The sequence below is a fragment of the Variovorax sp. LjRoot130 genome (assembly GCF_964253755.1).
Taxonomy (GTDB): Bacteria; Pseudomonadota; Gammaproteobacteria; order Burkholderiales; family Burkholderiaceae_C; genus Variovorax.
Map to the genome: position 1 here is coordinate 4304382 of NZ_CAXURM020000001.1, position 23503 is coordinate 4327884.

The following is a 23503-nucleotide window of genomic DNA, read 5'->3' on the forward strand; positions in this document are numbered from 1 at the left end:
GCGGAGATGCTAAGACGCGAACTCCTGCGCCTGCTCGCATCGGCCGGCGCCACTCCCCTGCTGACCTCTATCGTGCATGCCGGCACCGACAGCTGGCAAGCCGACTTCGAAGCCTCCGATGCGCCTTGGAAGATCGGCTTCGCCACGCCACCGGCCGACCTGCCGCTCGCCCGCACCGCGGTGCGCGGACGCTTTCCCGACGCGGTCGCGGGCACGCTCTTTCGCATCGGTCCGACGGGCCACGACCTGGGCGGTGAGCGCTACCACCACTGGTTCGACGGCGACGGCATGGTGCATCGCTTCGTCATCGAAGGCACGCAGGTCCATCACCAGGGCCGCTACGTCCAGACGCCCAAGCGCGTGGCCGAAGTGCGCGCTGGCCGCCGGCTGACCGAGGCCTTCGGCACGATCCCGCCGGGCGTCGAGCCGCCGGCCTCGGCCGACAGCATCAATGTCGCCAACACCAGCGTGCTGCCGCTCGCGGGCGAAGTGCTCGCGCTGTGGGAAGGCGGATCGGCCACGCGCATCGACGCACGCACGCTCGACACCCTGGGCCTGAAGACCTGGCGCCCCGACCTCGCCGGCATGCCCTTCTCGGCCCATCCCAGGGTGGACCCGGACGGCACGATCTGGAACTTCGGCGTCGGCTCCGGCCAGGGGCTGCTGGCGCTCTACGAGATCGCACCCGACGGCGCGCTGCGCCGAGCGGCCGTGGTGCCGGTGACCGACCTGCCGATGGTCCACGACTTCGCCGTCACCGAGCAGCACCTGGTCTTCCTGATGCCGCCGCTGGTCTACGACGTCAAGCGCAAGGAGGCCGGCGCGAACTTTCTCGATGCGCACGTGTGGCGCCCGGAGCTCGGCATGCGCGCGCTGGTGATCGACAAGAAGAATTGGGACCGGCGCCAGCTGCTCACGCTGCCGGCGGGTTTTCTGTTCCACGTCGGCAATGCGTGGGAAGAGAACACGCCGCGCGGCACGCGGATCCACATCGACTACGTGCGCTCGGAGAACGCCAGCTCGGTGTTCACCACCAACCGCGAGCTGATGCGCGCTCGCCGAGTGAAGAGCACCGATGCGTACCTGACCGTGGCCACGCTGAATCTCGCCACCGGACAGGCCACGCAAGAGGCGCTGCCGCTGGACGCCGAGTTCCCGCGCATCGACCCGCGCCGCGTCGGCCTGCGCCATCGCAGCGTGGTGCATGCGACGCAGGGCAAGCGCGAGCAGCCCGGCTTCGGCGCCGTCGCGCGCACCGATGTCGAAACCGGCCGCAGCCAGCGCTTCGCCTACGGCCCGCAGGCGATGGTGGAGGAACACCTGTTCGTGCCCGACGGCACGGGCCCGGGCTGGATCCTCGGCACCGTGCTCGACGTCGCGCAGAAGCGAACGCTGTTGTCGTGCTTTGCGGCCGATCGGCTGGCTGCCGGGCCGGTGGCGCAGGCGACGCTGCCCTATGCGTTGCCGCTAGGCTTGCACGGGGCTTTCGTGCCGGCCTGAAGGAAGGCGGGGCCCCATCATCTGCCGATACCAGGCATGGAAGTGCCACATGCCGTCCTCCAAAGGCGACTGGTAGGGCCCCACCTCCGAGACGCCGCGCTCGAGCAGCGCGCGGCGGCCCGCGTCCATGCGCTCGCCGATCTCGTCGTCTTCCCTGGCGGTTTCCATGTAGGCGGCGCGTTGCGCCTCGACGAACTCGCGTTCGAAGGCAGCGATCTCCTCCGGGTAGTAGAACTCGACGACATTGACCGTGTCCTGCGGCCCCTTCGGATAGAGCGTCGACAGCACCAGCACGTGCGGATAGAGCTCGATCATGTGGGTCGGGAAATAGGTCACCCACACGGCGCCGAAATCGGGCGCGGCGCCGGTGCGATAGTCCAGCAGGCGCTCGTGCCAGGTGCGATAGACCTCCGTGCCGGGCTGGCTCAGCGATTGATGCACGCCGACGCGCTGCATGCTGTACCAGTCGGCGAAATCCCAGTGCAGCTCGCTGCAGCTGACGAAAGCGCCGAGGCCGGGATGGAAAGGCGCGACGTGGTAGTCCTCCAGGTACACCTCGATGAAGGTCTTCCAGTTGTAGTTGCACTGATGAACCTCGACATGGTCGAGCACGTAGTCCGAGAAGTCGAACTCGGGCCGCGCGAACAGCGCCGCCATGTCCTGCGCCGGATCGCGTGCGCCTTCGAACAGCAGGCCCTGGCAGTTGCGCAAGCCGAAGCGCTGCAGGTTCTTGCAGGGTTTGGGCTCGAACTGCGGCGCGCCCAGCAGCTCGCCGCGGTCGTCGTAGGTCCATCGGTGCAGCGGGCAGACGATGTGGCCGCCGGTCGCGCCCAGGTTGCCGCTGGGGTTGGCGAGCCCGCGCACGTCGCCGGTCTCGCCGCCGAGGATCAGCGCCTGCCGGTGCCGGCAGACGTTGGACATCAGCGTCACCCCCTCGGCGTTGCGCACCAGCACGCGGCCGCCGCCCTCCTGCGCGAGCCGGCGCCAGTCGCCGACCTGCGGGACGGTCTTCTCGTGCCCGACATAGCGGGCCGATCGATCGAAGATCAGTTCCTGCTCGCGTGCGAACAGGGCTGGGTCGAAGTAGGCATCGACGGGCAGCTGCGTGGACGCCGGCAGAACATGCGTGAGGCGTGCGACATCGTTCATCGGAATCTCCAAGGCGTGACGGGATGCACCGGGCCTTTGCCGGCGGCGGCGCATCGCGGGAATGGATCAGGAATCGGCCAGCAGGCGGGCGATTCGCGTGTCGAGCGGGAGCTTGGGACAGGTGCTGCACTGCTCGCCGTCGCGGCGGCGGAAGTGGTGGCAGCACACCTTGCGGTCGAGCGCAAGCGCGGGCGTGCCGTCGCGCGCCCGGTAGGCGAAGAAACCGCAGCCGCCGGCGATGCCGAGGCGCGCAAGCCAGGCCGCGCCGAGTGCGGCGAGCTCGCTGTCGCTGCAGGCCGGCGCGTGGCGATGCACCAGCAGCAAGGCGCCGAGCACGCATTCGGCCCGCAGGCGATCGGCCGCGCGCGCATGCAGCGCCACCGAGGGTGCCAGCGCCGCGCGCATCGAATCGCAGAACACGCGCAGCTCGGCGGCCGCGGCATCCATGCGCGCCGATGCGCTCCCTGTGACCGGCGCATGGACGGGCAGCTGGAAGCCGCGCGGAAAACCCTCGGCCACCGGCTGCGCGAGACCGGCGAGCCGCGGCACGTGCGTGTCCAGGTGCGCGGCGATCACGCTCAGATAGACCGGCTGCCAGATCGCCAGCCCCCAGCAGCGCAGCGCCCGGTAGTGCGCGCCGGCCTCCGGATAGGCCTCGGCCCAGTGGCGGCACAGCGCGCGCAGGCTTGTCTGGTCGGCTTCGCGCAGCGCGCCGGGCAAGGCTTCGCAGCCCTGCGTGCCGCACAGCCCGGGAACGATGCGCTGCGCCAGCCGCAGCATGCGGGCGAGATCCGGATCGGGCCGCGCGGCCGGCATCGCGCCGGCAACGACGGAACCGCTCACGCTCGCCTGCATGCCGAGGGTCACGCCACGCTTTCCGCCAGCGCGGCCGATGACGCCTGCGCCGCCGGGCGGCGGCGGAACTTGGCGATGGGGTTCGCGAGGTTGCCCGCCATCTTCAGGCTGGAGGCCGGGTCGGACAGGTTCACCATCTGCACGTTGTTGCCGAGCTGCAGGCGGTTCAGACAGGAATGCAGGAACTCGGGCACGAACATGTCGTAGTGCGCGTACTTGGCGGCGCGCTCCGGGTGCGCATCCTGATAGTCGTGCACGCAGTCGGCCACGGCGCGCCAGAACTCGTCTTCGCTGCAGCAGTCGTTTTCCACCAGCACCTGGTTGATATGGCGCAGCACGCCGTCGAACACGTCGATGAAGATGGCGAGCAGCTTGAAATGGTCCGGCACATCCACCGCGATGCGATCGACGCGCTCCGGCAGGCCTGCCTTGGCCGCGATGTCGAGGATGGCGCATTCCTCGGCGATGTCCTTCATGATGGCACGCACCGGCACTTGGCCGGAGAGCACCAGTATCAGGTTCTCGCCGTGCGGCATGAAGGTCAGGTCGTGCGCATAGAAGCAATGCAGCAGCGGCGTCAGGTAGGCCTGCAGATAGCGGCCCAGCCAGGCCACGGTGGGGAGGCCGGAGCGGCGAATCAGCTCGGGCAGCAGCGCATGGCCGTCCTTGTCGACATGCAGCAGCGCGGCCATGGTCATCAGGCGCTCGCCCGGCTGCAGCAGCGGCAGCGGGCTCTCGCGCCACAGCGCCGAGAACATCTTCTTGTAGGGCGTATCGAGCGGGATCGCGGCCTCGTAGTAGTGGTTGCGGAAGCCCATCGAGGCGACCTCCTGCAGGATGGTGAATCCGTTCGCGCGCAGGAACTCGTCGTCCGTCACCAGCTTCTTGATGAACTCGTTGATGGCCGGCGTGCCCGACATGTAGTAAGGCGAGAGGCCGCGCATGAAGCCCATGTTCAGGATCGACAGCGAGGTCTTCACATAGCGCTTGGAACGGTCGCTGGTGTTGAAGAAGGTGCGGATCGACTGCTGGGCGATGTAGCGGTCGTCGCCGTAGTCCAGGCAGATGATCTTGCGCCGCGCCACGTAGCCGGCAAAGGCGATCGACAGCTTGTTGAACCACTGCCACGGATGCGCGGGCATCAGGTAGTAGTCGGCCGGGTCGACCTCCAGTTCGTGCAGCCGGGCGGTGAAGCGCCCGACCGTCTCGGCACCCAGTTCCTCGGCCAGCAGCTGCTCGTAGCTCAGCGTGGAGATGCTGGCGAAGGCGGCGTTGTCCTTGTGCACGGCCAGCCAGATCACGCGGATGTCGGAGCCGGCCTCCGGCGCATAGGCGCGGTAGTCGACCGCATTGAAGCCCAGCCGCCCGTTGTTGGCGACGAAGCCCGGGTGACCTTCGGTCATGCCGACCTCGATGGTCTGGAAGTCCGTGGCGTCGGCGAGCTCGGCGCTGCTGGGCGCATCGGCCTTCATGCGCTTGAAGGCGCTGCCGAACAGCGTGCTGCTGATCTCGTCGAGGTAGATCGGCAGCAGGTCCTCGCGGATACCCAGGCGCTGGCGGCATTCGATGATGAACCGCAACGCATCGAGCGGCTCGTCGACGTCGCCCACCAGCTTGCGGATCGACTCCGGCTTGATATGCCAATGGCGCAGTGCCAGGCATTGCGCCTCGAACAGATAGCGCACGGCGCCGTCGTCCGACAGCAGCTCGTAGAGCGCGAAGCCGCCGGTGGTCGGCTTCAGCTGCTCCGGCTCGACGATCAGCTCGTGCGCGTATTCGGCGATCGCCTTGCGCAGCAGCAGGCGATTGGCCTGGGCCCACACCTCCGGCGTCAGGTGTGCGGCGGCCTCGGCCGGGCGTTGCGAGAGTTGGTTCACGAGGGTGAGGTTCATGGATGGATTTCCTCCAGGGTGGCGGCCGTGGCCTGTTCAAAATCTCGCCGGGTGCAGAAGGCGAGGCTGGCGATCTTCTCGGTGAAGACAACGTCGCGGTCGTAGACGAAGCCTGCCGACCGGTTCAGTGCGTGGATCTTTTGGTTGGTGGCGTCCGGCTCCACCACGATGCGCTCGGCGCCCAGGTGGGCGAACATGAAGCGCATCAGCGCGTGGAAAACGGCGCGCGTGAAGCCGCGAATGCGCACATCCGACGGCCCGACGAAGATGTGCATGCCCAGGTCGCCGGGCCGCACCTCGTAGAAGCTGCGGATGCGGTCGTGCGCGGGGTCGTAGCATTCGGCCAGGAAGGCGGGCCGGCCCTCGTGCAGGCCGATGTAGGCGGTGGCGGTGCCGGAATCCATCAAGGCCTGGTAGGCCTCGCGGACTTCGTCTTCGGTCTTGTCCTGCATCAACCAGAAGGCGGCGCGTTCCTGCGTGAACCAGCGGTGCAGCATCGGCACGTCCTGCGGAATGCGCAGCGCTCGGAACACGAAGCCCTCCGCATCGCGGTACGACGCCAGCGCGGCCTCGGCGCGGCGGTGGACGCTGTCAATTCGCATGGGCCGGCACCTCCAGCTTGGCCACATGATCGGCGCTGGGCACGTTGAGGATCAGGCGATCCAGCAGCGCGGTCAGCACGAAGCCACCCGCCGCCAGCAGGAAGGGCAGGTGCAGCCCGTAGCGATCGACGATGGCGCCGGCCGCGAACGAGGACAGCAGCACCCCCAGGTTCTGGAAGAAGTTGGTGATGCTGTAGTCGTGCGCATAGCGCTCAGGCGTCGACAGGCGAAACAGGTTGACTTCGAGCTTGACGATGATCTGGAACAGCGCCCAGCCGTACAGCACGCGCCCCAGCACGATCCACACCGGGTCCGGCGCGGCATGCAGCAGCAGGCCGACCATGCCCAGCAGCAGGTTGCCCACGGTGTGGTCGGGCAGCCGGCCTCCGCGCGCGCGGATGCGGGCATGCAGGCGCAGCGCGACGATGGCGACCACGCCGGGGATGGCGAAGGCCATGCCGGAGATCAGCTCGCTGTCGTAGCCGGTCGTCTTCTGCCAGTAGACCGAGAAGAAGGGGCGGATCAGGTAGGCGCTGAAGTCGAACAGCAGCATCACCAGCGCCAGCCGCAGGATCGGCAGCCGGGCACGCCAGTCGAAGCGGCGCGGCGCGGCAGCAGCAGCGGCGGCGGCCGCCTGCGCATGCTCGCCGCTGTTGACGCGCACGATCTTGCCGCTCCGGATCAGGTACATGCAGACCGCCATCTGGAAGAAGTCGCCGGCGGCCATCGCATAGATGCTGGCGCGCGGCCCCCAGGCCTCCAGCACCAGGCCGCCCACCACGGCGCCGAAGATGGCGCCGAAGTGCACCACCACCGACAGCACGCCGATGGTGGCCGCGTGCTCGTCCTTGGGCGTGAGGCGCATCATGTACGGGTACATCAGCAGGTAGCTGCTCTTGCACATGAACATCAGCATCGACAGCATCCAGTACGTCTCGACGTCGGGCGCCCAGTCGCAGAGCAGGCTGAAAGTGCCGGCGGCGAACTGCGTGTAGACCAGCAGGTACAGAGGCTCGACGCGGCGCGCCACGCGCGCCCAGATCGGCAGCGTGCACATCACGGCGATCGAGATGGCCGCCACGTAGGCGCCCACGTGGACCGCGCTGTCCAGCCCGTAGCGTTCACTGAAGAACTGCGGATAGAAGGGAATCAGGATGGCGTCGCTGATGACGGCCAGCACCGTCATCGCGATGATGTGAAATCTGAGGCTCATGGTGTTCCGCTTCAGAGCCTGACGAAGTCCGCGCTCGCGGGAATCGAAAAATCCTGGATCGCGATGCGCCGCTCGATGCGGTAGTGCTCCACGCCCGTCAGCTCGCGCAGGATGAGCGAGTTGCGCCAGCAGCTCATGCCGAGGTCCTGGTTGGTCATGCCGTGGGTGTGCTGGCCGGCGTTCTGCACGAAGATCTCGTTGCCGTTGAAGTCCGCCGCGTAGTTGCGCGCCAGCCGGTAACGGCCCTTCTCGTCCCAGCGCAGGCGATGGCGGATGCCCTCGATGAAGGGCGGGATGTTCTCGCGGTAGCCGGTGGCGAAGACCAGGCCCTCGGTGCGGTGCGCATAGCGCGCCTCGCAATCGAGCTGGCGGAATTCGATCTCGTAGCTGCCGCCGGCGGCGTCGTAGCGGCAGTCCTGCAGCTCGCAGTTGGTGATGAGGTGCGTGCGGAGCCGCCCGCGCGTGCGGCGGTCGTCGAGCAGGTCGTAGATCTGGTTGATCAGGCTGGCGTTGACGCCCTTGTAGAGGCTGTCCTGCGTGCGGACGATGCGCTCCTTCTTCTCTTCGTCGAGGTTGTAGAAGTAGTCGATGTAGTCCGGCGAGAACATCTCCAGCGTGAGCTTGGTGGTCTCCATCTGGAAGAAGCGCGGCGAGCGCGTGATCCAGGTCAGGCTGTAGTCGTGCGCCTCGGCTTCCTTGAGCAGGTCGTGATAGACCTCGGCCGCGCTCTGGCCGCTGCCGACGATGGTGATGGAGCGCTTCTGCTGCAGCTGCGCCTTGCTCTCGATGTAGTCGGCGGTGTGCAGATAGCGGTGCTCGCTCGGCTTGCAGCAGGCGGGGAACAGCGGCTTGGAACCCACGCCCAGCACCAGCTTGCGGCCGCGCAGGACGAAAGGCTCGCGCTTCGGCCCGCGCACGCCGGTCACGACATAGCAGTTGCGCTCGGCGTCGTGGACGACTTCCTGCACCTCGTACTCGAAGCGCACGTTGCTCAACTGCGCCGCGGCCCATCGGCAGTAGCGGTTGTACTCGGCGCGCGTCAGGTAGAAGCTCTCGCGGAAGTAGTACGAGTAGATCTTGCCCTCTTCCTTGCAGTAGTTGAGGAAGCTGAAGCGGCTCTTCGGGTCCGCCAGGCTCACCAGGTCGGCCAGAAAGGGGTTCTGCAGCGTGGTGTTGTCGATCAGCATCCCCGGATGCCAGCTGAACTCCGAGTTGCGCTCGAGGAAGATGCCGTTCAGATCGGCAATGGGCTGCGCCAGGCAGGCCAGGCTCAGATTGAAGGGCCCGAGCCCGATTCCGATGAATTCATGAATGTCTTGTCTCATTGCACGCCATCTCCTTGTTTCCCCTACCACTGGTAGGTGAAGGTTGCAGTCACGTTGCGGGTGTCGCCCCAGTAGCAGTAGTCCTGGTTCATGCACGACGCCACATACGACTTGTTGAAAAGGTTGTTCGCGGCCAGGCGCAGGTTGGAGCCCTTGAGCGACGGGTTCAGGCGACCGAGATCGATGCGCAGCATCAGGTCCACCAGCAGGTACGAGGGCACCTTGAAGCTGTTGGCGTTGTCGACCCAGCTGGTGCCCACATAGCGCACGCCGCCGCCCACCGTGTAGCCCGGCGCGAAGCTCCAGTCGCCCCACACCGAAGCCATGTGGCGCGGCGCCTGGTAGGGCGTCTTGCCCGTGAAGCCGTCCGGCGACTCGATGTACTTCATGTCGGTGTAGGTGTAGGTCGCCAGCACCGACAGGTCGCGCGTCAGCTGCGAGCGCGCTTCCAGCTCCAGTCCGCGCGAGCGCACCTTGCCGGCAGCCTCGAAGTAGGCGGCGCCCACCGGGCGCGTGGCGACGTTCTTCTGCTCCAGGTCGTACACGGCCGCCGAGAGCAGCGTGTTCGAATCCTTGGGCTGCCAGCGGACGCCGGCCTCCACCTGCTCGGTTTCGGCCGGCGGCAGGATGTTGCCCTGCCGGTCGTTGCGCAGGCTCGGATTGAAGCCGTCCGAATAGCCGACGTAGGGCGCGACGCCGTTGTCGAACAGGTAGACGGCGCCAACGCGCTTGGTGAACTTGGAGCCGCTCCATTGCGCCGGGGCGCCGGCGCCCATCTGGTTCGACGCCTTCGCCCGGTCCTCGCGGCCGCCCAGCGTGAGGCGCCAGCGGCCCAGTGCCATCTGGTCCTGCAGGTAGAAGCCGGTCTGCTCGAAGCGGCGGTCGATCGGGAAGCTCGTCACGTCGCTCAGGCCGGGGAAGCCATAGACGGGGGCGAACACGTTGATCGGCAACGCGCCTCCCGACTCCCAACTGCCGTCGACCTGGCGCTTCTGGTAGTCCAGGCCCGCGAGCAGCGTGTGCTCGACCGCGCCCGTCTGGAAGCGGCCTTCGAGCTGGTTGTCGATCGTGTGGCCGCGCGTCGATTCGCGGGCGCCGGAGTAGAAGCGCGTCAACTCGTCGGCGCTCGCCCAGCCGTAGCCGTAGACCTGGCGCAGCGTGGTGTCCGCCGTGACGTAGCGGAAGTTCTGCCGGAACTTCAGCTGCTCGCTGAAAGCATGCTCGAACTGGTAGCCGACGAAACGCTGGGTGCGATGGTATTTCTCGATGCTCGGATCGCCATCGAAGAAGTAGCGCGAGATCCGGCGGCCGTTGTGGTGGGCGTTGATGCTGCCGTCCGCCGGCACGCCGCTGTGGTAGCTGCCATCCGGATCGTCCTGGAGGTAGGCCTGCAGCAAGAGGCGCGTGTCCTTCGAGGGTTTGATCAAGAGCGAAGGCGCGATGGCGCGCCGCTCCTCCTTCACGTGGTCGAACTGCGAGTCCAGCTTGCGCGCCAGCGCCGTCACGCGAAACGCAGCCACGCCGTTGGAATCGACAGGCCCCGTGACGTCGACCGCACCCTCCAGGCGATTGCGGTTGCCGACGGTGAGCTGGACTTCGCGGTGGGGCTCGAATTGCGGCGTCATGCTGGTCAGGGCCACCACACCGCCCGGCGACGCGCGCCCGTAGAGCACCGAGGCCGGCCCGCGCACGACGTCGATGCGCTCCAGGAAATAGGGGTCGACCTGCATCGAGGTGTAGCTGCCCTGATCGCTCAGCATGCGCAGCCCGTCGAGCAGGGTGCTGTCGACGCTGCTGTCCTTGAAGCCGCGCAGGGCCACGTAGTCGTAGCGGTTGGAGGAGCCCACGAGGCCGGTGAAGGCGCCCGGCGTGTAGTTGAGCGCCTCGTTGATGGCGCGCGGCTTCTGGTCTTCCAGCTGCTGCTTGGTCACCACGGAGATGGACTGCGGCGTCTCGATGATGGGCGTATCGGTCTTGGAGCCCGAAGCGCTGCGCCTGGCGACGTAGCCGTTCACGCCGGTGGCGCTGTCCTGCTCCGCGTTGGCGCTGACCGTCACCACCGGCAAGCCCGCGGCATCCGATGTCGGCGGCGCTGCCTTGACGACCACGGCATTGCCGTCGACAGACGCCGTCAGCCCGCTGCCGGCCAGCACGCGGTCCAGCGCCTGCCGGGGCGTCAGCCGGCCCGAGACGGCCGGCGCCGTCTTGCCCGCCACCAGCGCGGGCGGCACCATCAGTTCAAGCCCGGTCTGGCGCGCCACGTCGTTGAGCGCCTGCGCCAGCGGCTGCGCCGCGATGCTGATCGGCACCGGGGTGGAGGCTTGGCTGTGCGCGGCGGTAGCGGCAAAGACGAATGCCGCGAACAGAGCCAGCGGCGCGGCGTGGAAGCGGGGGCGGGGGCGGGGCATGCGTTCGTTTACGGGAAAGGTAAATAAGAATCCTTCCCATGTAGACGCACCGGCTTTGCGAAACCCCAGGTGGGCCGCAAAGTTTTTTTCGCTTCGCGATTACTTGGCCGAAACGATCTCCGTCATGCCGTCGTGCTCGCGCAGCCGCACCGGCAGCACCTGCGGCAGTGCGCGCGAGAAGTTGTCGAGCCGGCGCGGATCGAAAGTGCCGGTGACCCGCAGCGCAGCCACAGCCCGGTCGCGCACGATCAGCTTCGCGGGGCCATAGCGCTCGAATTCGGCCAGCGCCTGCGCCACCGACGCGTTGTCGAAGCTCACGCGGCTGTCGCGCCAGGGGGCGATGCCGGCGGCCGGCACGGCAGTCACAGCGCCGAGCCGGCCTGCCGCATCGCTGACGATCTGCTGGCCGCCCCTCAGTTCTACGGCGGCGCCATCGCCGGCCACGCGCACGCGGCCCTCCTCCACCGCCACGCGCACGTTCTGGTTGCCCGCGATGCCGGGTGTGTGGCGCACCGAGAAACGGGTGCCGACGACCGTGATGCGCAGCGGCCCCGCCCACACGTCGAAAGGACGCGAGGGATCGGACTTGACCTGAAGCTCGGTCTGGCCCTCGGGCAAACGCAGCTCGCGGCGCCGGCGATGGAAGATCACCTCGGCACGGCTCGCGGTGTCGAGCCGCAGGTGGGTGGCGTCAGGCAATGTCAGCTCGAGCTGCTGGCCGCGCGCGGTGGCAAAGCTCTGGGCGAACACCGGCTGCTGCCAGTGGTTCCAGGCCAGGTAGCCGCCGCAGCACACCACGAGCGCCGCTGCGGCGACGGCCCCTTGCGGCGCCAGGGCAGTCAGCTGGTGCCACCAGGCGCGGCGATGCGATCGCGCCTGCGCCGCGGCCTTGTCCCCGGCCAGCTTCTTCCGCAGGCTGCGCACGCCCTCCGCCGGCAGCGCATCGAGCGCATCCCAGTCGCGCTGCCAGCGCGCGAAGGCCTTGCCGTGGGCCTCATCCGCAGCCAGCCAGGCCTGGAGCGCGGCTTCGTCGGCGGCACCGAAGCCCCCGCCCCTTTGGCGCACGAGCCAATCCAGAGCCGTGCTCTCGGGCTCTGGGGATGACGCGGCTGGCGGTTCGGCTGGCGGCTGTGTGGTCATGGCGCAGTATTCGGCTCCTTCATGTAGACGCACGAGCGGCCTGAAACCCTATGCCGTGCCATCGAGCGCGTTCTTGCAGCGCCGGCAGGCCTGCATGGCCAGTTGAATGTGCTGCTCGACCATCTTGCGCGAAATGCCCATGCGCTCGGCCACCTCTACATGCGGCAGGCCGTCGAACTTGTGCAGGATGAAAGCCTCGCGGCAGCGCAGCGGCAGCGCGTCGATGGTGGCGAGCATGGCGCTCACCGCCTGGCCCGAGGCGGCGGCCATGTCGGGCTCGAAGGCCCGCGGCGCGGCCAGTTCGTCGAGATCGAGGGCGGCCTCCTCGGCATCCGGCTGCAGCGCCTCGCCGCGCACTTCGCTGCGGCGGTACTGGTCGATCTGCAGGTTGCGCGCCGTGCGATAGAGCAGCGCGCGCGGCTCGGGCACCGCCTGGCCCGAGCGCTGCACCGCGAGGACGCGCGCATAGCTTTCCTGCACCAGATCGGCCGCGGCATCGCGGCTGCGCGCCGTGCGGGAGCAGAAATTCAGCAGTTCCTGGTAGTAGCGCTCGAGCACAAATCGACTTTGGCAATGGAGAGCAAATGAGAGTCATTCTCATTATGGACGATCCGTATGACCGATCCGCGAAGGGCCTGCAGGCCTCAGCGCTGCCTCACGCGTCGCGAATGCGCAGGCGATGCATTCGCCGCCTCGACTCTTTGCCTCTCGGCCTCTTTCCTGAAGTCCCCCGTGCTCATGCCGAAGCGACGCCTGAAAAGCTTGCCGGCATAGCTTGCGTCTCGCACGCCGATTTCGTCGGCCAGCGCGGCAAGACTGCTATCGGCGTTGAGCAAGCGCCAGCGAAGGTGCTGCAGCCGCATCTCCTGCCAGTACGCTTGCGCGGTCTGCTCGAACTGCTGCAGGAAGCGGCGGTCGAGCTGGCGCCGGCTGATGCCCACGCTGCTCGCGATATCAGCGACCGAACACGTGCTGGCGAGCCTTTTGCGCATCAGGCCGATGGCGCGACCGACGTAGCGGCCGACCTGCGGCTCGGCACTTTGCGACTTGAGCAGATGGCGGCTTGCGCGCGGCTCGTCAACCAGCATGTCAGCCAGGCCCTTGAGCGCGCGTGCGCGGCCGCAGTGCTGCACCAGCAGCTCCACGGCCACGTCGATCGCGGCGCTGCCGCCTGCGCAGGTGATGCGCTTGCCATCAAAGAGATAGAGCTGCTCGGTTTTGATGGGGATGCGCGGGAATGCGGCCTCGAATTCCAGTGCGTGCCGCGGATGCAGCGCGACCTTGTGCCCGTCCAACAGCCCAAGCTCTGCGAGCAGGAAGCAGCCGTTGTCCATGCTCAGGAGCGTGAGCCCATGCCGCACCGCGCCCTTGACAAGCGACGCGTAGGCCCGCGCCCGGCGCCGCGTGTCGGTGGCGCTGCGGCCGCCAAAGACGACGAGGTAGTCGTAGTCGGACCAGCGCACCTGCTGCGGCGTGAGCTGGATCGAGATCTCCACGCCGCTGTTCGAAGTGACAGTGCCGGCCTTGAGGCCCACGATGTCCCAGCGGCAATGGCGCTGCCGGCTGTAGTCCTCATCGTCGGCCGAGAAGCGCAGCTTGTCGAGAAAGCCGCCAAAGGGCAGCAGCGCGAAATCCGGCAGCGGAAGGATGAGCACGCGCACGTCCGGCGCGATGGGCTTCACCTGCGCAGGCGGCAGCACGACGCGGCCGGGTCGCTTGCGAACCGCGGTTCTGGCGATGTCCAAATCGGCTGGTAACACGTCCAAATCTTACTTCGGTGTTTGACCCACGGTGTGTGACAGTGCATCCACTTTCCTTCACTCGTACGGATTCGCAATCATGGCGCTCGGCACTTGGTTGATCTATCTGGCAGCGGCCACCGGCCTGGCCTTGATGCCCGGCCCCAACGGCTTGCTCGCGCTGACGCACGGCGCGCTCTACGGGCGGCGCATCACCCTGTTCACGATTTGCGGAGGCGTGCTCGGCTTCGTGCTCGTGCTCGCGCTGTCGATGTTCGGCATCGGTGCCGTGCTGGGCGCTTCGGCACAGGCGCTCACGGTGATGAAGTGGATGGGCGGTGCCTACCTCGTGTGGCTGGGTATCCAGGTGTGGCGTTCACCGCCGCCTGCACTCGAGGTCGCTTCGCAGCGGCAGCGGCCGCGCCACGGATGGAGCCTCTTCAGCCAGGGCTTCCTGTCTGCGGTGACCAACCCCAAGGCGGTTCTGTTTTTCGTCGCGTTCCTGCCGCCCTTCATCGACCCGCATCGCGACCTCGGGACGCAGTTCGTCGTGATGGCCGCGACATTCGCAGTGATCGAGTTCTTTGTCGAACTTCTGATGACCTTGCTGGCCAGCAGCATGCGCGGCTGGCTGCACCGCAGCGGCAAGCGCTTCAACCAGATCTTCGGCGCGGTGTTCGTGCTGATCGGCGCCGGCGTGACGTTGGGCCCCTGATCACTTGAAGGAGAGAAAGCATGACCGAGGCATATACCGGCGGATGCGCCTGCGGGGCGATCCGTTATGAAATCTCCGGCGAGCCGGTGGTGACGAACGACTGCCAGTGTCGCGACTGTCAGCGCGAGAGCGGCACCGGGCACGGATCCCATCTGACCTTCGTGCGCACGGGCGTGAAACTCAAGGGCGAAGCGAGCCACTGGGACATGGTTGGCGATAGCGGCAATGTGAAGACTCGTGCCTTCTGCCCCGCCTGCGGATCACCGGTGTATATGACGTTCGCGGCGATGCCTGATTTTTTCACCGTGCGCGCTGCGAGCCTCGACGATCCAAGCCGATACAAGCCGCAAATGGTGACTTATGGCGTGCGCGGTTACGTTTGGGACCACCTCGATCCGGCCCTGCCGAAATTCGACAAGATGCCACCGATGTGAAACATTGCTGCACAGCGACGTCGCCCTACCGTTCCCACCACCCTTCCTCAAAGCGCCCCTGCAGAAAGGCCACGAAGCTCGACACCTTCCCCGGCACCAGCTTGGGCGAAGGGAACACGGCGTGGATCTCCTGCTCGGGCAGTGCATGGCCCGGCAGCACCTCGACCACCTTGCCCGCGGCCAGCGAATCGCTCGCCACGTAGCGCGGCATCAGCGCGATGCCGAGCCCCTCGCGTGCCGCGGCGAGTACGGCCGAAAGATTGTTGGAGCGCAGCCGGCCCGTGACCGGCACCGTGACCGGCTCCCCCTTGGGCGTGTGCATGCGCCAGACGTCGTCGCCCACCACGCTGCTGTAGATCAGCGCCACGTGCGCACTCAGGTCCTGCGCACGCTTCGGCGTGCCGTGCTTCTTCAAGTAGCCCGGCGCCGCCACCATGACCCACGGGTTCATGCCGAGAAAGCGCGCGCCCAGCGAGGAATCGGCCAGCTTGCCCATGCGCACCGCGACGTCGATGCCCTGCGCTATCAGGTCGACGTAGCGGTCCTCGAAGCTGAGATCCACCTGCACCTGCGGGTTGCGCGCCATGTACTCCAGCGCCAGCGGCACCACGACGCGCCGGCCGAAGGCGACCGAGGTGCCGACACGCAACAGCCCCTGCGCCTGCGATTCGCGCCGCCGCACCACGCTCTCGGCCTCCTCGGTCTCGCGCACGATGGACTTGCACTTCTCGTAGTAGAGCGCGCCCGATTCGGTGAGGCTCACGCCGCGCGTGTTGCGGTTGAGCAGGCGTACCTTGAGCCGCGCCTCGGTGGCCGCGACCTGCTTGGTCACGGTGGGCTGGGTGGTGTTGAACTCGCGCGCCGCCTTGGAGAAGCTGCCGGTCTCCACCACGCGCACGAACATCTCCATTGCCAACAGTCGATCCATGCCCTGGATCGTAGCCAGTTATTCCGCCCTGGAATAGCTTTTATGGTCCGGCGCCGCCTTCTGCACGAGGCCTCGAATTCCTACAGTCGAGGCCTCTGAAGGAGACAAGCAACATGGCAAAGATGACCGCGGCCCAGGCCGCCGTTCTGGTGATGGAAAAAGAAGGCGTGACCCAGGCCTTCGGCGTGCCCGGCGCCGCCATCAATCCGCTCTACTCGGCGCTGCGCAAGCACGGCAGCATCGCCCACATCCTGGCGCGCCACGTCGAAGGCGCCTCGCACATGGCCGAGGGCTACACCCGCGCCATCGCCGGCAACATCGGCGTGTGCATCGGCACCTCGGGGCCGGCCGGCACCGACATGATCACCGGCCTCTACTCGGCGTGGGCCGATTCGATCCCGATCCTGTGCATCACCGGCCAGGCGCCGCGCGCGCGGCTCTACAAGGAAGACTTCCAGGCGGTGGACATCGAGTCGATCTCCAAGCCGGTCACCAAGTGGTCGGTCACGGTGCGCGAGCCGGGCCAGGTGCCGCAGGTGTTCCAGCAGGCCTTCCACCTGATGCGCTCGGGCCGCCCGGGCCCGGTGCTGATCGACCTGCCGTTCGACGTGCAGATGGCGCAGATCGAATTCGACATCGACACCTACCAGCCGCTCACCCCCTACAAGCCGGCCGCCACGCGCGCGCAGATCGAGAAGGCGATCGCGATGTTGAACGCGGCCGAGCGCCCGCTGATCGTGGCCGGCGGCGGCATCATCAATGCCGACGCCAGCGACTTGCTGGTGCGCTTCGCCGAGGCCACCGGCGTGCCGGTGATCCCGACCCTGATGGGCTGGGGCACCATCCCCGACGACCACCCGCTGATGGCCGGCATGTGCGGCCTGCAGACCAGCCACCGCTACGGCAACGCGACCATGCTCGCCTCCGACTTCGTGCTCGGCATCGGCAACCGCTGGGCGAATCGCCACACCGGCTCGGTCGAGGTCTACACCAAGGGCCGCACCTTCGTGCACGTCGACATCGAGCCGACGCAGATCGGCCGCGTCTTCACGCCCGACCTCGGCATCGTGTCGGACGCCAAGGCCGCGCTCGAGCTCTTCGTCGAGGTCGCAGAGGCCATGAAGGCCAAGGGCCAGCTGCCGAACCGCGGCACGTGGGCCGGCGAATGCCTGGAGCGCAAGAAGACGATGCTGCGCAAGACCAACTTCGGCGACGTGCCGATGAAGCCGCAGCGCGTCTACCAGTGCATGAACCGCAACTTCAGCCGCGACACCTGCTACGTGAGCACCATCGGGCTTTCGCAGATCGCCGGCGCGCAGTTCCTGCACGTCTACAACCCGCGCAACTGGATCAACTGCGGCCAGGCCGGCCCGCTGGGCTGGACCATTCCCGCCGCGCTCGGCGTGCGCGCCGCGGACCCGACGCGCAAGATCGTCGCGCTCTCGGGCGACTACGACTTCCAGTTCATGATCGAGGAGCTGGCCGTGGGCGCACAGTTCAAGCTGCCCTACATCCACATCGTGGTCAACAACTCCTACCTCGGCCTGATCCGCCAGGCGCAGCGCGGTTTCGAGATGGACTACTGCGTGCAGCTCGGCTTCGAAAACATCAACGCGGGCGTTGACAGCGGCGTCGAGCGCAGCTACGGCGTGGACCATCTCAAGGTGATCGAGGGCCTGGGCTGCAAGGCGATCCGCGTCTACAAGCAGGAAGAGATGAAGCCCGCCATCCAGCGCGCCGAAGCGTTGATGGCCGAGTTCAGCGTACCGGTGGTGATCGAGGTGATGCTGGAGCGCGTGACCAACATCTCGATGGGCACCGAGATCGACGCCATCAACGAATTCGAGCCGCTGGCCGAAAACCGCGAAGACGCGCCCACGGCCGTTGGCGTGGCAATGCTCGACTGATTCCCGAGGAGACAACACAGATGCCCCGATTCGCAGCGAATCTCACGATGCTCTTCACCGAGCTGCCGTTCATGGAACGCTTCGAGGCCGCCGCCAAGGCCGGCTTCAAGGCGGTCGAATACCTGTTCCCCTATGCCTACGACAAGAAGGAACTGACCGCCGCCCTGCGTGCCAACGGCCTGCAGCAGGTGCTGCACAACCTGCCCGCCGGCAACTGGGACGGCGGCGAGCGCGGCATCGGCTGCCATCCCGACCGGGTGAGCGAGTTCCGCGAAGGCGTGGGCATGGCGATCGACTACGCAACGGCGCTGGGCTGCCCCAAGCTCAACTGCCTGCTGGGCAAGCTGCCGCAAGGGGTGGGCGCGGAAGAAGCACGCAAGGTCGCGGTAGAGAATCTGCGTTTCGCGGCCCGCGAGCTGCAGGCGGCCGGCATCATGCTGCTGATCGAGCCGATCAACCACTTCGACATTCCCGGCTTCTTCCTGACCCGCACCGACCAGGCGCTGGCGCTGATCGAGGAAGTCGGCTCGGCCAACCTGCTGCTGCAGTACGACATCTACCACGCGCAGCGCATGGAAGGCGAACTGGGCGCGACGATCGCGAAGAACATGGCCAAGATCGGCCACATCCAGCTGGCCGACAACCCGGGCCGCGGCGAGCCCGGCACCGGCGAGATCAACTACCCGTGGCTCTTCAAGCACATCGATGCCGCCGGCTACACGGGCTGGATCGGCTGCGAATACAAGCCGAAGAGCGACACCGTCAACGGCCTCGGCTGGCGCACCGCCCTCACGCAATAAATACACACAGACAAGGAACTCAGCGAATGTCCAACACGGCACCCCAGAAGATCGGTTTCATCGGCCTCGGCATCATGGGCGCGCCCATGGCCGGCCACCTGCTCGATGCCGGCCACCAGCTCTTCGTCAACACCCAAGGCCCGGTGCCTGAGCTCTTCGTTTCCAAGGCCACGGTATGCGCCTCGGCGGCCGAGGTGACGAAGCAGGCCGACATCGTCTTCATCATGGTGCCGGACACACCCGACGTGGAGAAAGTGCTGTTCGGCGAGAACGGCGTCGCGGGCGCACTGACCAAGGGCAAGACGGTGGTCGACTGCAGCTCCATCGATCCGATCGCGACCAAGGGCTTCGCGCAGAAAATCGTCGACCTCGGCTGCGGCTACATCGACGCGCCGGTCTCGGGCGGCGAAGTGGGTGCCAAGGCGGCCAGCCTGACCATCATGTGCGGCGGCGACGAGGGCACCTTCGGCCGCGTGCGGCCGCTGCTCGAGAAGATGGGCAAGAACGTCACGCTGGTCGGCGGCGCGGGCGACGGCCAGGTCTGCAAGGTGGCCAACCAGATCATCGTGGCGCTCAACATCGCGGCCGTCGGCGAGGCGCTGGTGTTCGCCAGCAAGGCCGGCGCCGACCCGGCCAAGGTGCGGCAGGCGCTGATGGGCGGCTTCGCGTCCTCGCGCATCCTCGAAGTGCACGGCGAGCGCATGATCAAGCGCACCTTCGCGCCGGGCTTCCGCATCGCGCTGCACCAGAAGGACCTGAACCTTGCGATGCAGAGCGCACGTTCTCTGGGCGTGGCGTTGCCGCAGACGGCGGGTGCTGCGCAACTGATGAACGCCTGCGCCGCCCTGGGCCATGGCCAGTCCGACCATTCGGCGCTGGTGAAGGCTCTGGAAGCGCTGGCGCAGCATCCGGTTCAGCCGGACTGAGCGATCAGCCGCGAATGTTGAGGTTCTCCGCCGGGTTCTGACCAGCGGTTGCCAGCGCCTCCTTCAGGTTCCGGCGCCGCCAGGCCCAGGTCTTGAAGGCCTGCGGCAGGATCGTGATGCACGAGAGGTAGTAGATCACCTTGAAGCCCAGCAGCCGCGGGCCGACCGGCGTGCCGCGGAACAGGTCGCCCGCCAGGATCGACAGCAGCGCTTCCCGCATGCGCCAGACGTTGTTCTCCGGCTGCATGAAGAGCCGGCGGATGGCCGGCGAGGTGATGCGGTAGATGAACCACGAGAACATCCGGGGCCCGTGCTTCATGACCTTCTCGAAGCGGCGGAAGGCCCGCTCCGCCTGGCTGGCCTCGCCCCTGAGCCAGTGATCGACCGCCGTGGCGCTCTCGAAGGCGCTGTTCATCGCCAGGTAGACGCCGGACGAAAACATCGGGTCGACGAAGGCATAGGCGTCGCCGATCATGGCAAAGCGGTCGCCGCGGCAGAACTTCGAGTCGTAGGCATAGTTGCCGGTGGTCGTCGCGCCCTCGATCAGGGTGGCATCCTTCAACCGCTCGGCCAGCTTGGGCGCGAGCGCGATGGTTTCCATCAGGAAGCTGGTGAGATCGCCCTTGCGCTGCTTGAAGTAGGCCGGCGAGGCGACCGCGCCCACGCTGGTGGTGCCATCGAGCAAGGGGATGAACCAGAACCAGCCGTGGTCGAACCAGAACAGCGTGATGTTGCCTTCGTAGCGGCCGGGCGTACGCCGGGCGTTCGCGAAGTGGCCGAACAGCGCGGCGCTCGCGTGCCTGCGGTTGCGCTGCTTGGCGTCGAAGCGGTTCGACAGCACGGTGTCGCGTCCGCTGGCATCGATCACGAAACGCGGGCGCCAGGCGGTCTCGGTGCCGTCTTCAGCTTTCACCGCCACCAGCGCACGGCGGTCGCTGCCCTTGCCGGCGTCCATGTCAACCTGCGTGACCTTGTGGCCTTCGAAGGTGCGCGTGCCGCGCTTGGCGGCGTGGCGGAACAGCAGCTCGTCGAACTCCGAACGGCGCACGTGCACGGCGTACGGAAAGGACTTGTCCATCGCCTCGCCGAAGAAGAACAGGCTGGTGTGGTCGTGCCAGGGCGAGACGAACTCGGCGCCGTGCTTGGCGATGCCGATGGCTTCGACCTCGGTGCGCACGCCCAGCCGGTCGAAGAGCGGCATGTTCATCGGCAACAGCGATTCACCGATGTGAAAGCGCGGGTGATGTGCCTTTTCGAGAAGCACCACGTCGTGGCCCTTGTCCGCGAGCAGTGCGGCGACGGTCGAGCCGGCAGGCCCGCCGCCGATGACGACGACATCTGGATCCATGGTTGTGAATTGCTGAACTGCCATGAATGGCGGGCCCTCGGTCGTGGTTATGTGCTCGGTTGGAGCGCGAATGCGGCCCGAGTGTAGCGATCGCGCCATGGCCCCCTCGTGGTTCCCACTACACGAAGGGCACGCGCTTTTGGAGTAGCCTCATTGGTCGTCAGAAACAAGGAGATTTTTCATGGCCGACACCCTGTCACCGGCAGAAGAAGCATTGCGCGAAGCCGCCCGCGAATACCACCGCAGCCCCGTCCGGGGCAAGATTTCCATCTCGCCGACCAAACCGCTGCTGAACCAGCGCGACCTCTCGCTGGCCTACTCGCCGGGCGTCGCCTACCCCTGCCTCGACATCGAGGCCGACCCGTCGAAGGCGGCCGAATACACCTCGCGCGGCAACCTGGTCGGCGTGGTCACCAACGGCACCGCGGTGCTGGGCCTGGGCAACATCGGCCCGCTGGCCGCCAAGCCGGTGATGGAAGGCAAGGGCTGCCTGTTCAAGAAGTTCGCCGGCATCGACGTGTTCGACATCGAACTCGCCGAAACCGACCCCGACAAGCTGGTCGAGATCATCGCCGCGCTCGAGCCCACGCTGGGCGGCATCAACCTCGAGGACATCAAGGCGCCCGAGTGCTTCTACATCGAGAAGAAGCTGCGCGAGCGCATGAACATCCCGGTGTTCCACGACGACCAGCACGGCACGGCCATCATCTCGGCAGCGGCGCTGATCAACGGGCTCGAACTGGTCGGCAAGAAGATCGAGGAAGTGAAAATCGCCGTCTCGGGCGCCGGCGCCGCCGCGATCGCCTGCCTGGACGTGATGATCGGCCTCGGTGCGAAAGCGGCCAACATCTACGCGGTCGACTCCAAGGGCCTGATCTACATCGGCCGCCCGGGCGGCTTCGACGACTCGAAATCGCGCTACGCGCAGAAGGACACCGGCGCGCGCACGCTGGCCGACGTGATGAAGAACGCCGACGTGTTCCTCGGCTGCTCGGCGCCCGGCGTGGTCACGCAGGACATGGTCAAGAGCATGGGCAGCCAGCCGATCATCCTGGCGCTGGCCAATCCCGAGCCCGAGATCCGGCCCGAGCTCGCCAAGGCAGTCCGCCCCGACTGCATCATCGCGACCGGCCGCTCGGACTACCCGAACCAGGTCAACAACGTCCTCTGCTTCCCCTACATCTTCCGCGGCGCGCTCGACTGCGGCGCAAGCAAGATCACGGAAGAAATGAAGCTGGCCTGCGTGCACGAGATCGCCGACCTCACCAAGGCCGACATCAGCGAGGAGGTGGCCACCGCCTATGCGGGCCAGGAGCTCGCCTTCGGCCCCGACTACATCATCCCCAAGCCCTTCGACTCGCGCCTGATCCTGCGCATCGCGCCGGCGGTGGCCAAGGCCGCGGCCGCCTCGGGCGTGGCCGCGCGCCCGATCGAGGATCTCGAGGCCTACCGCCAGAACCTGGCACGCTTCGTCTACCAGACCGGCATGTTCATGCGCCCGGTGTTCAGCGCCGCCAAGCTCGCGAGCGCCAAGCGCGTGGCCTACTGCGAGGGCGAGGACGACCGCGTGCTGCGCGCCGCGCAACTGGCGGTGGACGAAGGCCTGGCCAAGCCCATCCTGATCGGGCGCCCGGCGGTGATCGAGACGCGCATCAAGAAGGCCGGCCTGCGCATCAAGCCCGGCGTGGACGTGGACGTGGTCGACCCCGAGGACGACCCGCGCTTTCGCACCTACTGGGAGGCCTACCACCGGATCATGGGCCGGCGCGGCATCACGCCCGAGGCCTCGAAGGCGATGGTGCGGCGCTCCAACACCACCATCGGCTCGCTGATGGTCCAGCTGGGCGACGCCGACGCGATGCTGTGCGGCCTGGTGGGCCGCTTCGACAGCCACCTGCGCATCCTGCACAACGTGCTGGGCCTGAAGCGCGGCGCCCCGGGCTTCGCCACCCTCAACGCGCTCACGCTCGAGAAGTACACCCTCTTCATCGCCGACACCAACGTGCACGAAGACCCGAGCGCCGAGACGCTGGCCGAGATCGCGGTCATGGCGGCCGAGGAAGTGCGCCGCTTCGGCCTGCCGCCCAAGGTGGCCTTCCTGTCGCACTCCAACTTCGGCTCCTCCGAGCGCGCTTCGGCGCGCAAGATGCGGGTGGCGCGCGACCTGTTCGCCAAGATGGCGCCCGACATCGAATGCGACGGCGAGATGCACGGCGATGCCGCGCTGTCGGACACGGTGCGGCACAACGCCCTGCCGGAGACCTCGCTGAACGGCGAGGCCAACCTGCTGATCTGCCCGAACCTCGATGCCGCCAACATCCTGTTCAACGTGCTGAAGATGACCGGCGGCAACGGCGTGACGGTGGGTCCGATCCTGATGGGCGCGGCCGGCTCGGCCCACATCCTGACCCCCTCGGCCACCGTGCGCCGCGTGCTCAACATGACGGCGCTCGCCGTGGCCAACGCCACCTCGTCCAAGTAGGCAGCGCACCACGATCGACGCCCCGCCGCAGTGCATGCGACGGGGCGTTTTCACGCCCGCTCCGAGTGGCAATGGCCATCGGCCATGCACCCCATTGGCTCATCGGGAGGGTTCGCACCAAGTGCGTGCCGGCACCGTTT

Annotated in this window: 19 protein-coding genes; 7 read left to right on the forward strand and 12 right to left on the reverse strand. The window is 67.2% G+C overall.

Annotated elements, in window-relative coordinates; genetic code table 11:
• Nucleotides 1-6 precede the first annotated feature (6 nt).
• On the forward strand, nucleotides 7-1500 hold the full coding sequence (locus ACSQ86_RS21510) for a carotenoid oxygenase family protein (protein WP_436309562.1): 1494 nt from the start codon (nucleotides 7-9) through the stop codon (nucleotides 1498-1500).
• Here the strand turns inward: ACSQ86_RS21510 and ACSQ86_RS21515 are convergent.
• The 10 genes from ACSQ86_RS21515 to ACSQ86_RS21560 form a co-directional block, all read right to left on the reverse strand.
• Nucleotides 1468-2649, reverse strand: a complete 1182-nt coding sequence (locus tag ACSQ86_RS21515) for an aromatic ring-hydroxylating oxygenase subunit alpha (RefSeq protein WP_436309563.1) — start codon at nucleotides 2647-2649, stop codon at nucleotides 1468-1470. The genes ACSQ86_RS21510 and ACSQ86_RS21515 overlap by 33 nt on opposite strands.
• Nucleotides 2650-2715: 66 nt before the next feature.
• Nucleotides 2716-3516 carry a siderophore ferric iron reductase gene (locus ACSQ86_RS21520; RefSeq protein ID WP_436309564.1) on the reverse strand — a complete coding sequence of 267 codons (801 nt, stop codon included), beginning with the start codon at nucleotides 3514-3516 and terminating at the stop codon, nucleotides 2716-2718.
• Nucleotides 3513-5396, reverse strand: a complete 1884-nt coding sequence (locus tag ACSQ86_RS21525) for an IucA/IucC family protein (protein WP_436309565.1) — start codon at nucleotides 5394-5396, stop codon at nucleotides 3513-3515. Before ACSQ86_RS21525 ends, ACSQ86_RS21520 begins: the two co-directional genes overlap by 4 nt.
• Nucleotides 5393-5998: a GNAT family N-acetyltransferase gene (locus ACSQ86_RS21530; protein ID WP_436309566.1), complete on the reverse strand. Its 606-nt coding sequence runs from the start codon at nucleotides 5996-5998 to the stop codon at nucleotides 5393-5395. The genes ACSQ86_RS21525 and ACSQ86_RS21530 overlap by 4 nt, the downstream gene beginning before the upstream one ends.
• Nucleotides 5988-7211 (reverse strand): MFS transporter, encoded by a 1224-nt coding sequence (locus tag ACSQ86_RS21535; protein WP_436309567.1) that lies wholly within the window; start codon nucleotides 7209-7211, stop codon nucleotides 5988-5990. The genes ACSQ86_RS21530 and ACSQ86_RS21535 overlap by 11 nt, the downstream gene beginning before the upstream one ends.
• 11 nt (nucleotides 7212-7222) lie before the next feature.
• Nucleotides 7223-8536 carry a lysine N(6)-hydroxylase/L-ornithine N(5)-oxygenase family protein gene (locus ACSQ86_RS21540; protein ID WP_436304996.1) on the reverse strand — a complete coding sequence of 438 codons (1314 nt, stop codon included), beginning with the start codon at nucleotides 8534-8536 and terminating at the stop codon, nucleotides 7223-7225.
• A 23-nt stretch (nucleotides 8537-8559) separates the two neighbouring features.
• Nucleotides 8560-10944 (reverse strand): TonB-dependent siderophore receptor, encoded by a 2385-nt coding sequence (locus ACSQ86_RS21545; RefSeq protein WP_436309568.1) that lies wholly within the window; start codon nucleotides 10942-10944, stop codon nucleotides 8560-8562.
• Nucleotides 10945-11043: 99 nt separating this feature from the next.
• Entirely contained in the window at nucleotides 11044-12084 is a 1041-nt protein-coding gene (locus tag ACSQ86_RS21550) for a FecR family protein (protein ID WP_436309569.1), read from the reverse strand.
• 48 nt (nucleotides 12085-12132) lie between these two features.
• Nucleotides 12133-12642 (reverse strand): sigma-70 family RNA polymerase sigma factor, encoded by a 510-nt coding sequence (locus ACSQ86_RS21555; RefSeq protein WP_093111249.1) that lies wholly within the window; start codon nucleotides 12640-12642, stop codon nucleotides 12133-12135.
• An 86-nt stretch (nucleotides 12643-12728) separates the two neighbouring features.
• Complete coding sequence (locus ACSQ86_RS21560) at nucleotides 12729-13829, reverse strand: GlxA family transcriptional regulator (RefSeq protein WP_436304999.1); 1101 nt, start codon at nucleotides 13827-13829, stop codon at nucleotides 12729-12731.
• A 94-nt stretch (nucleotides 13830-13923) separates the two neighbouring features.
• Between ACSQ86_RS21560 and ACSQ86_RS21565 the strand changes: the two genes are divergently transcribed.
• On the forward strand, nucleotides 13924-14538 hold the full coding sequence (locus ACSQ86_RS21565; RefSeq protein ID WP_436305000.1) for a LysE family translocator: 615 nt from the start codon (nucleotides 13924-13926) through the stop codon (nucleotides 14536-14538).
• 20 nt (nucleotides 14539-14558) lie between these two features.
• Nucleotides 14559-14972, forward strand: a complete 414-nt coding sequence (locus ACSQ86_RS21570; RefSeq protein WP_436305001.1) for a GFA family protein — start codon at nucleotides 14559-14561, stop codon at nucleotides 14970-14972.
• A gap of 25 nt (nucleotides 14973-14997) precedes the next feature.
• Here the strand turns inward: ACSQ86_RS21570 and ACSQ86_RS21575 are convergent, their stop codons facing one another.
• A complete protein-coding gene (locus ACSQ86_RS21575; RefSeq protein WP_436305002.1) occupies nucleotides 14998-15900 on the reverse strand; it encodes a LysR substrate-binding domain-containing protein in 903 nt (300 codons plus the stop codon).
• Between the two features lie 113 nt (nucleotides 15901-16013).
• On the opposite strand from ACSQ86_RS21575, the gene gcl reads away from it, so the two are divergent.
• Genes gcl through ACSQ86_RS21590 form a run of 3 tightly spaced genes read left to right on the forward strand, consistent with a single transcriptional unit; the run spans nucleotide 16014 to nucleotide 19533 of the window.
• Nucleotides 16014-17807 (forward strand): glyoxylate carboligase, encoded by a 1794-nt coding sequence (gene gcl, locus ACSQ86_RS21580; protein WP_436309570.1) that lies wholly within the window; start codon nucleotides 16014-16016, stop codon nucleotides 17805-17807.
• 20 nt (nucleotides 17808-17827) lie between these two features.
• Nucleotides 17828-18607 (forward strand): hydroxypyruvate isomerase, encoded by a 780-nt coding sequence (gene hyi / locus ACSQ86_RS21585; RefSeq protein ID WP_436309571.1) that lies wholly within the window; start codon nucleotides 17828-17830, stop codon nucleotides 18605-18607.
• A gap of 26 nt (nucleotides 18608-18633) precedes the next feature.
• On the forward strand, nucleotides 18634-19533 hold the full coding sequence (locus ACSQ86_RS21590) for a 2-hydroxy-3-oxopropionate reductase (RefSeq protein ID WP_436305005.1): 900 nt from the start codon (nucleotides 18634-18636) through the stop codon (nucleotides 19531-19533).
• 4 nt (nucleotides 19534-19537) lie between these two features.
• On the opposite strand, the gene ACSQ86_RS21595 is transcribed toward ACSQ86_RS21590, so the two are convergent.
• Entirely contained in the window at nucleotides 19538-20881 is a 1344-nt protein-coding gene (locus tag ACSQ86_RS21595; RefSeq protein ID WP_436305006.1) for an NAD(P)/FAD-dependent oxidoreductase, read from the reverse strand.
• 181 nt (nucleotides 20882-21062) lie between these two features.
• On the opposite strand from ACSQ86_RS21595, the gene ACSQ86_RS21600 reads away from it, so the two are divergent.
• A complete protein-coding gene (locus tag ACSQ86_RS21600; protein WP_093111237.1) occupies nucleotides 21063-23363 on the forward strand; it encodes an NADP-dependent malic enzyme in 2301 nt (766 codons plus the stop codon).
• Nucleotides 23364-23503: the final 140 nt, after the last annotated feature.

Excerpts from the sequence above, each read along its gene's own strand:
- ACSQ86_RS21510 (WP_436309562.1), top strand. The coding sequence starts at position 7 with ATGCTAAGACGCGAACTCCTGCGCCTGCTCGCATCGGCCGGCGCCACT.
- ACSQ86_RS21515 (WP_436309563.1), bottom strand. The coding sequence starts at position 2,649 with ATGAACGATGTCGCACGCCTCACGCATGTTCTGCCGGCGTCCACGCAG.
- ACSQ86_RS21525 (WP_436309565.1), bottom strand. The coding sequence starts at position 5,396 with ATGAACCTCACCCTCGTGAACCAACTCTCGCAACGCCCGGCCGAGGCC.
- ACSQ86_RS21530 (WP_436309566.1), bottom strand. The coding sequence starts at position 5,998 with ATGCGAATTGACAGCGTCCACCGCCGCGCCGAGGCCGCGCTGGCGTCG.
- ACSQ86_RS21535 (WP_436309567.1), bottom strand. The coding sequence starts at position 7,211 with ATGAGCCTCAGATTTCACATCATCGCGATGACGGTGCTGGCCGTCATC.
- ACSQ86_RS21540 (WP_436304996.1), bottom strand. The coding sequence starts at position 8,536 with ATGAGACAAGACATTCATGAATTCATCGGAATCGGGCTCGGGCCCTTC.
- ACSQ86_RS21545 (WP_436309568.1), bottom strand. The coding sequence starts at position 10,944 with ATGCCCCGCCCCCGCCCCCGCTTCCACGCCGCGCCGCTGGCTCTGTTC.
- ACSQ86_RS21550 (WP_436309569.1), bottom strand. The coding sequence starts at position 12,084 with ATGACCACACAGCCGCCAGCCGAACCGCCAGCCGCGTCATCCCCAGAG.
- ACSQ86_RS21565 (WP_436305000.1), top strand. The coding sequence starts at position 13,924 with ATGGCGCTCGGCACTTGGTTGATCTATCTGGCAGCGGCCACCGGCCTG.
- ACSQ86_RS21570 (WP_436305001.1), top strand. The coding sequence starts at position 14,559 with ATGACCGAGGCATATACCGGCGGATGCGCCTGCGGGGCGATCCGTTAT.
- ACSQ86_RS21575 (WP_436305002.1), bottom strand. The coding sequence starts at position 15,900 with ATGGATCGACTGTTGGCAATGGAGATGTTCGTGCGCGTGGTGGAGACC.
- gcl (WP_436309570.1), top strand. The coding sequence starts at position 16,014 with ATGGCAAAGATGACCGCGGCCCAGGCCGCCGTTCTGGTGATGGAAAAA.
- hyi (WP_436309571.1), top strand. The coding sequence starts at position 17,828 with ATGCCCCGATTCGCAGCGAATCTCACGATGCTCTTCACCGAGCTGCCG.
- ACSQ86_RS21590 (WP_436305005.1), top strand. The coding sequence starts at position 18,634 with ATGTCCAACACGGCACCCCAGAAGATCGGTTTCATCGGCCTCGGCATC.
- ACSQ86_RS21595 (WP_436305006.1), bottom strand. The coding sequence starts at position 20,881 with ATGGATCCAGATGTCGTCGTCATCGGCGGCGGGCCTGCCGGCTCGACC.
- ACSQ86_RS21600 (WP_093111237.1), top strand. The coding sequence starts at position 21,063 with ATGGCCGACACCCTGTCACCGGCAGAAGAAGCATTGCGCGAAGCCGCC.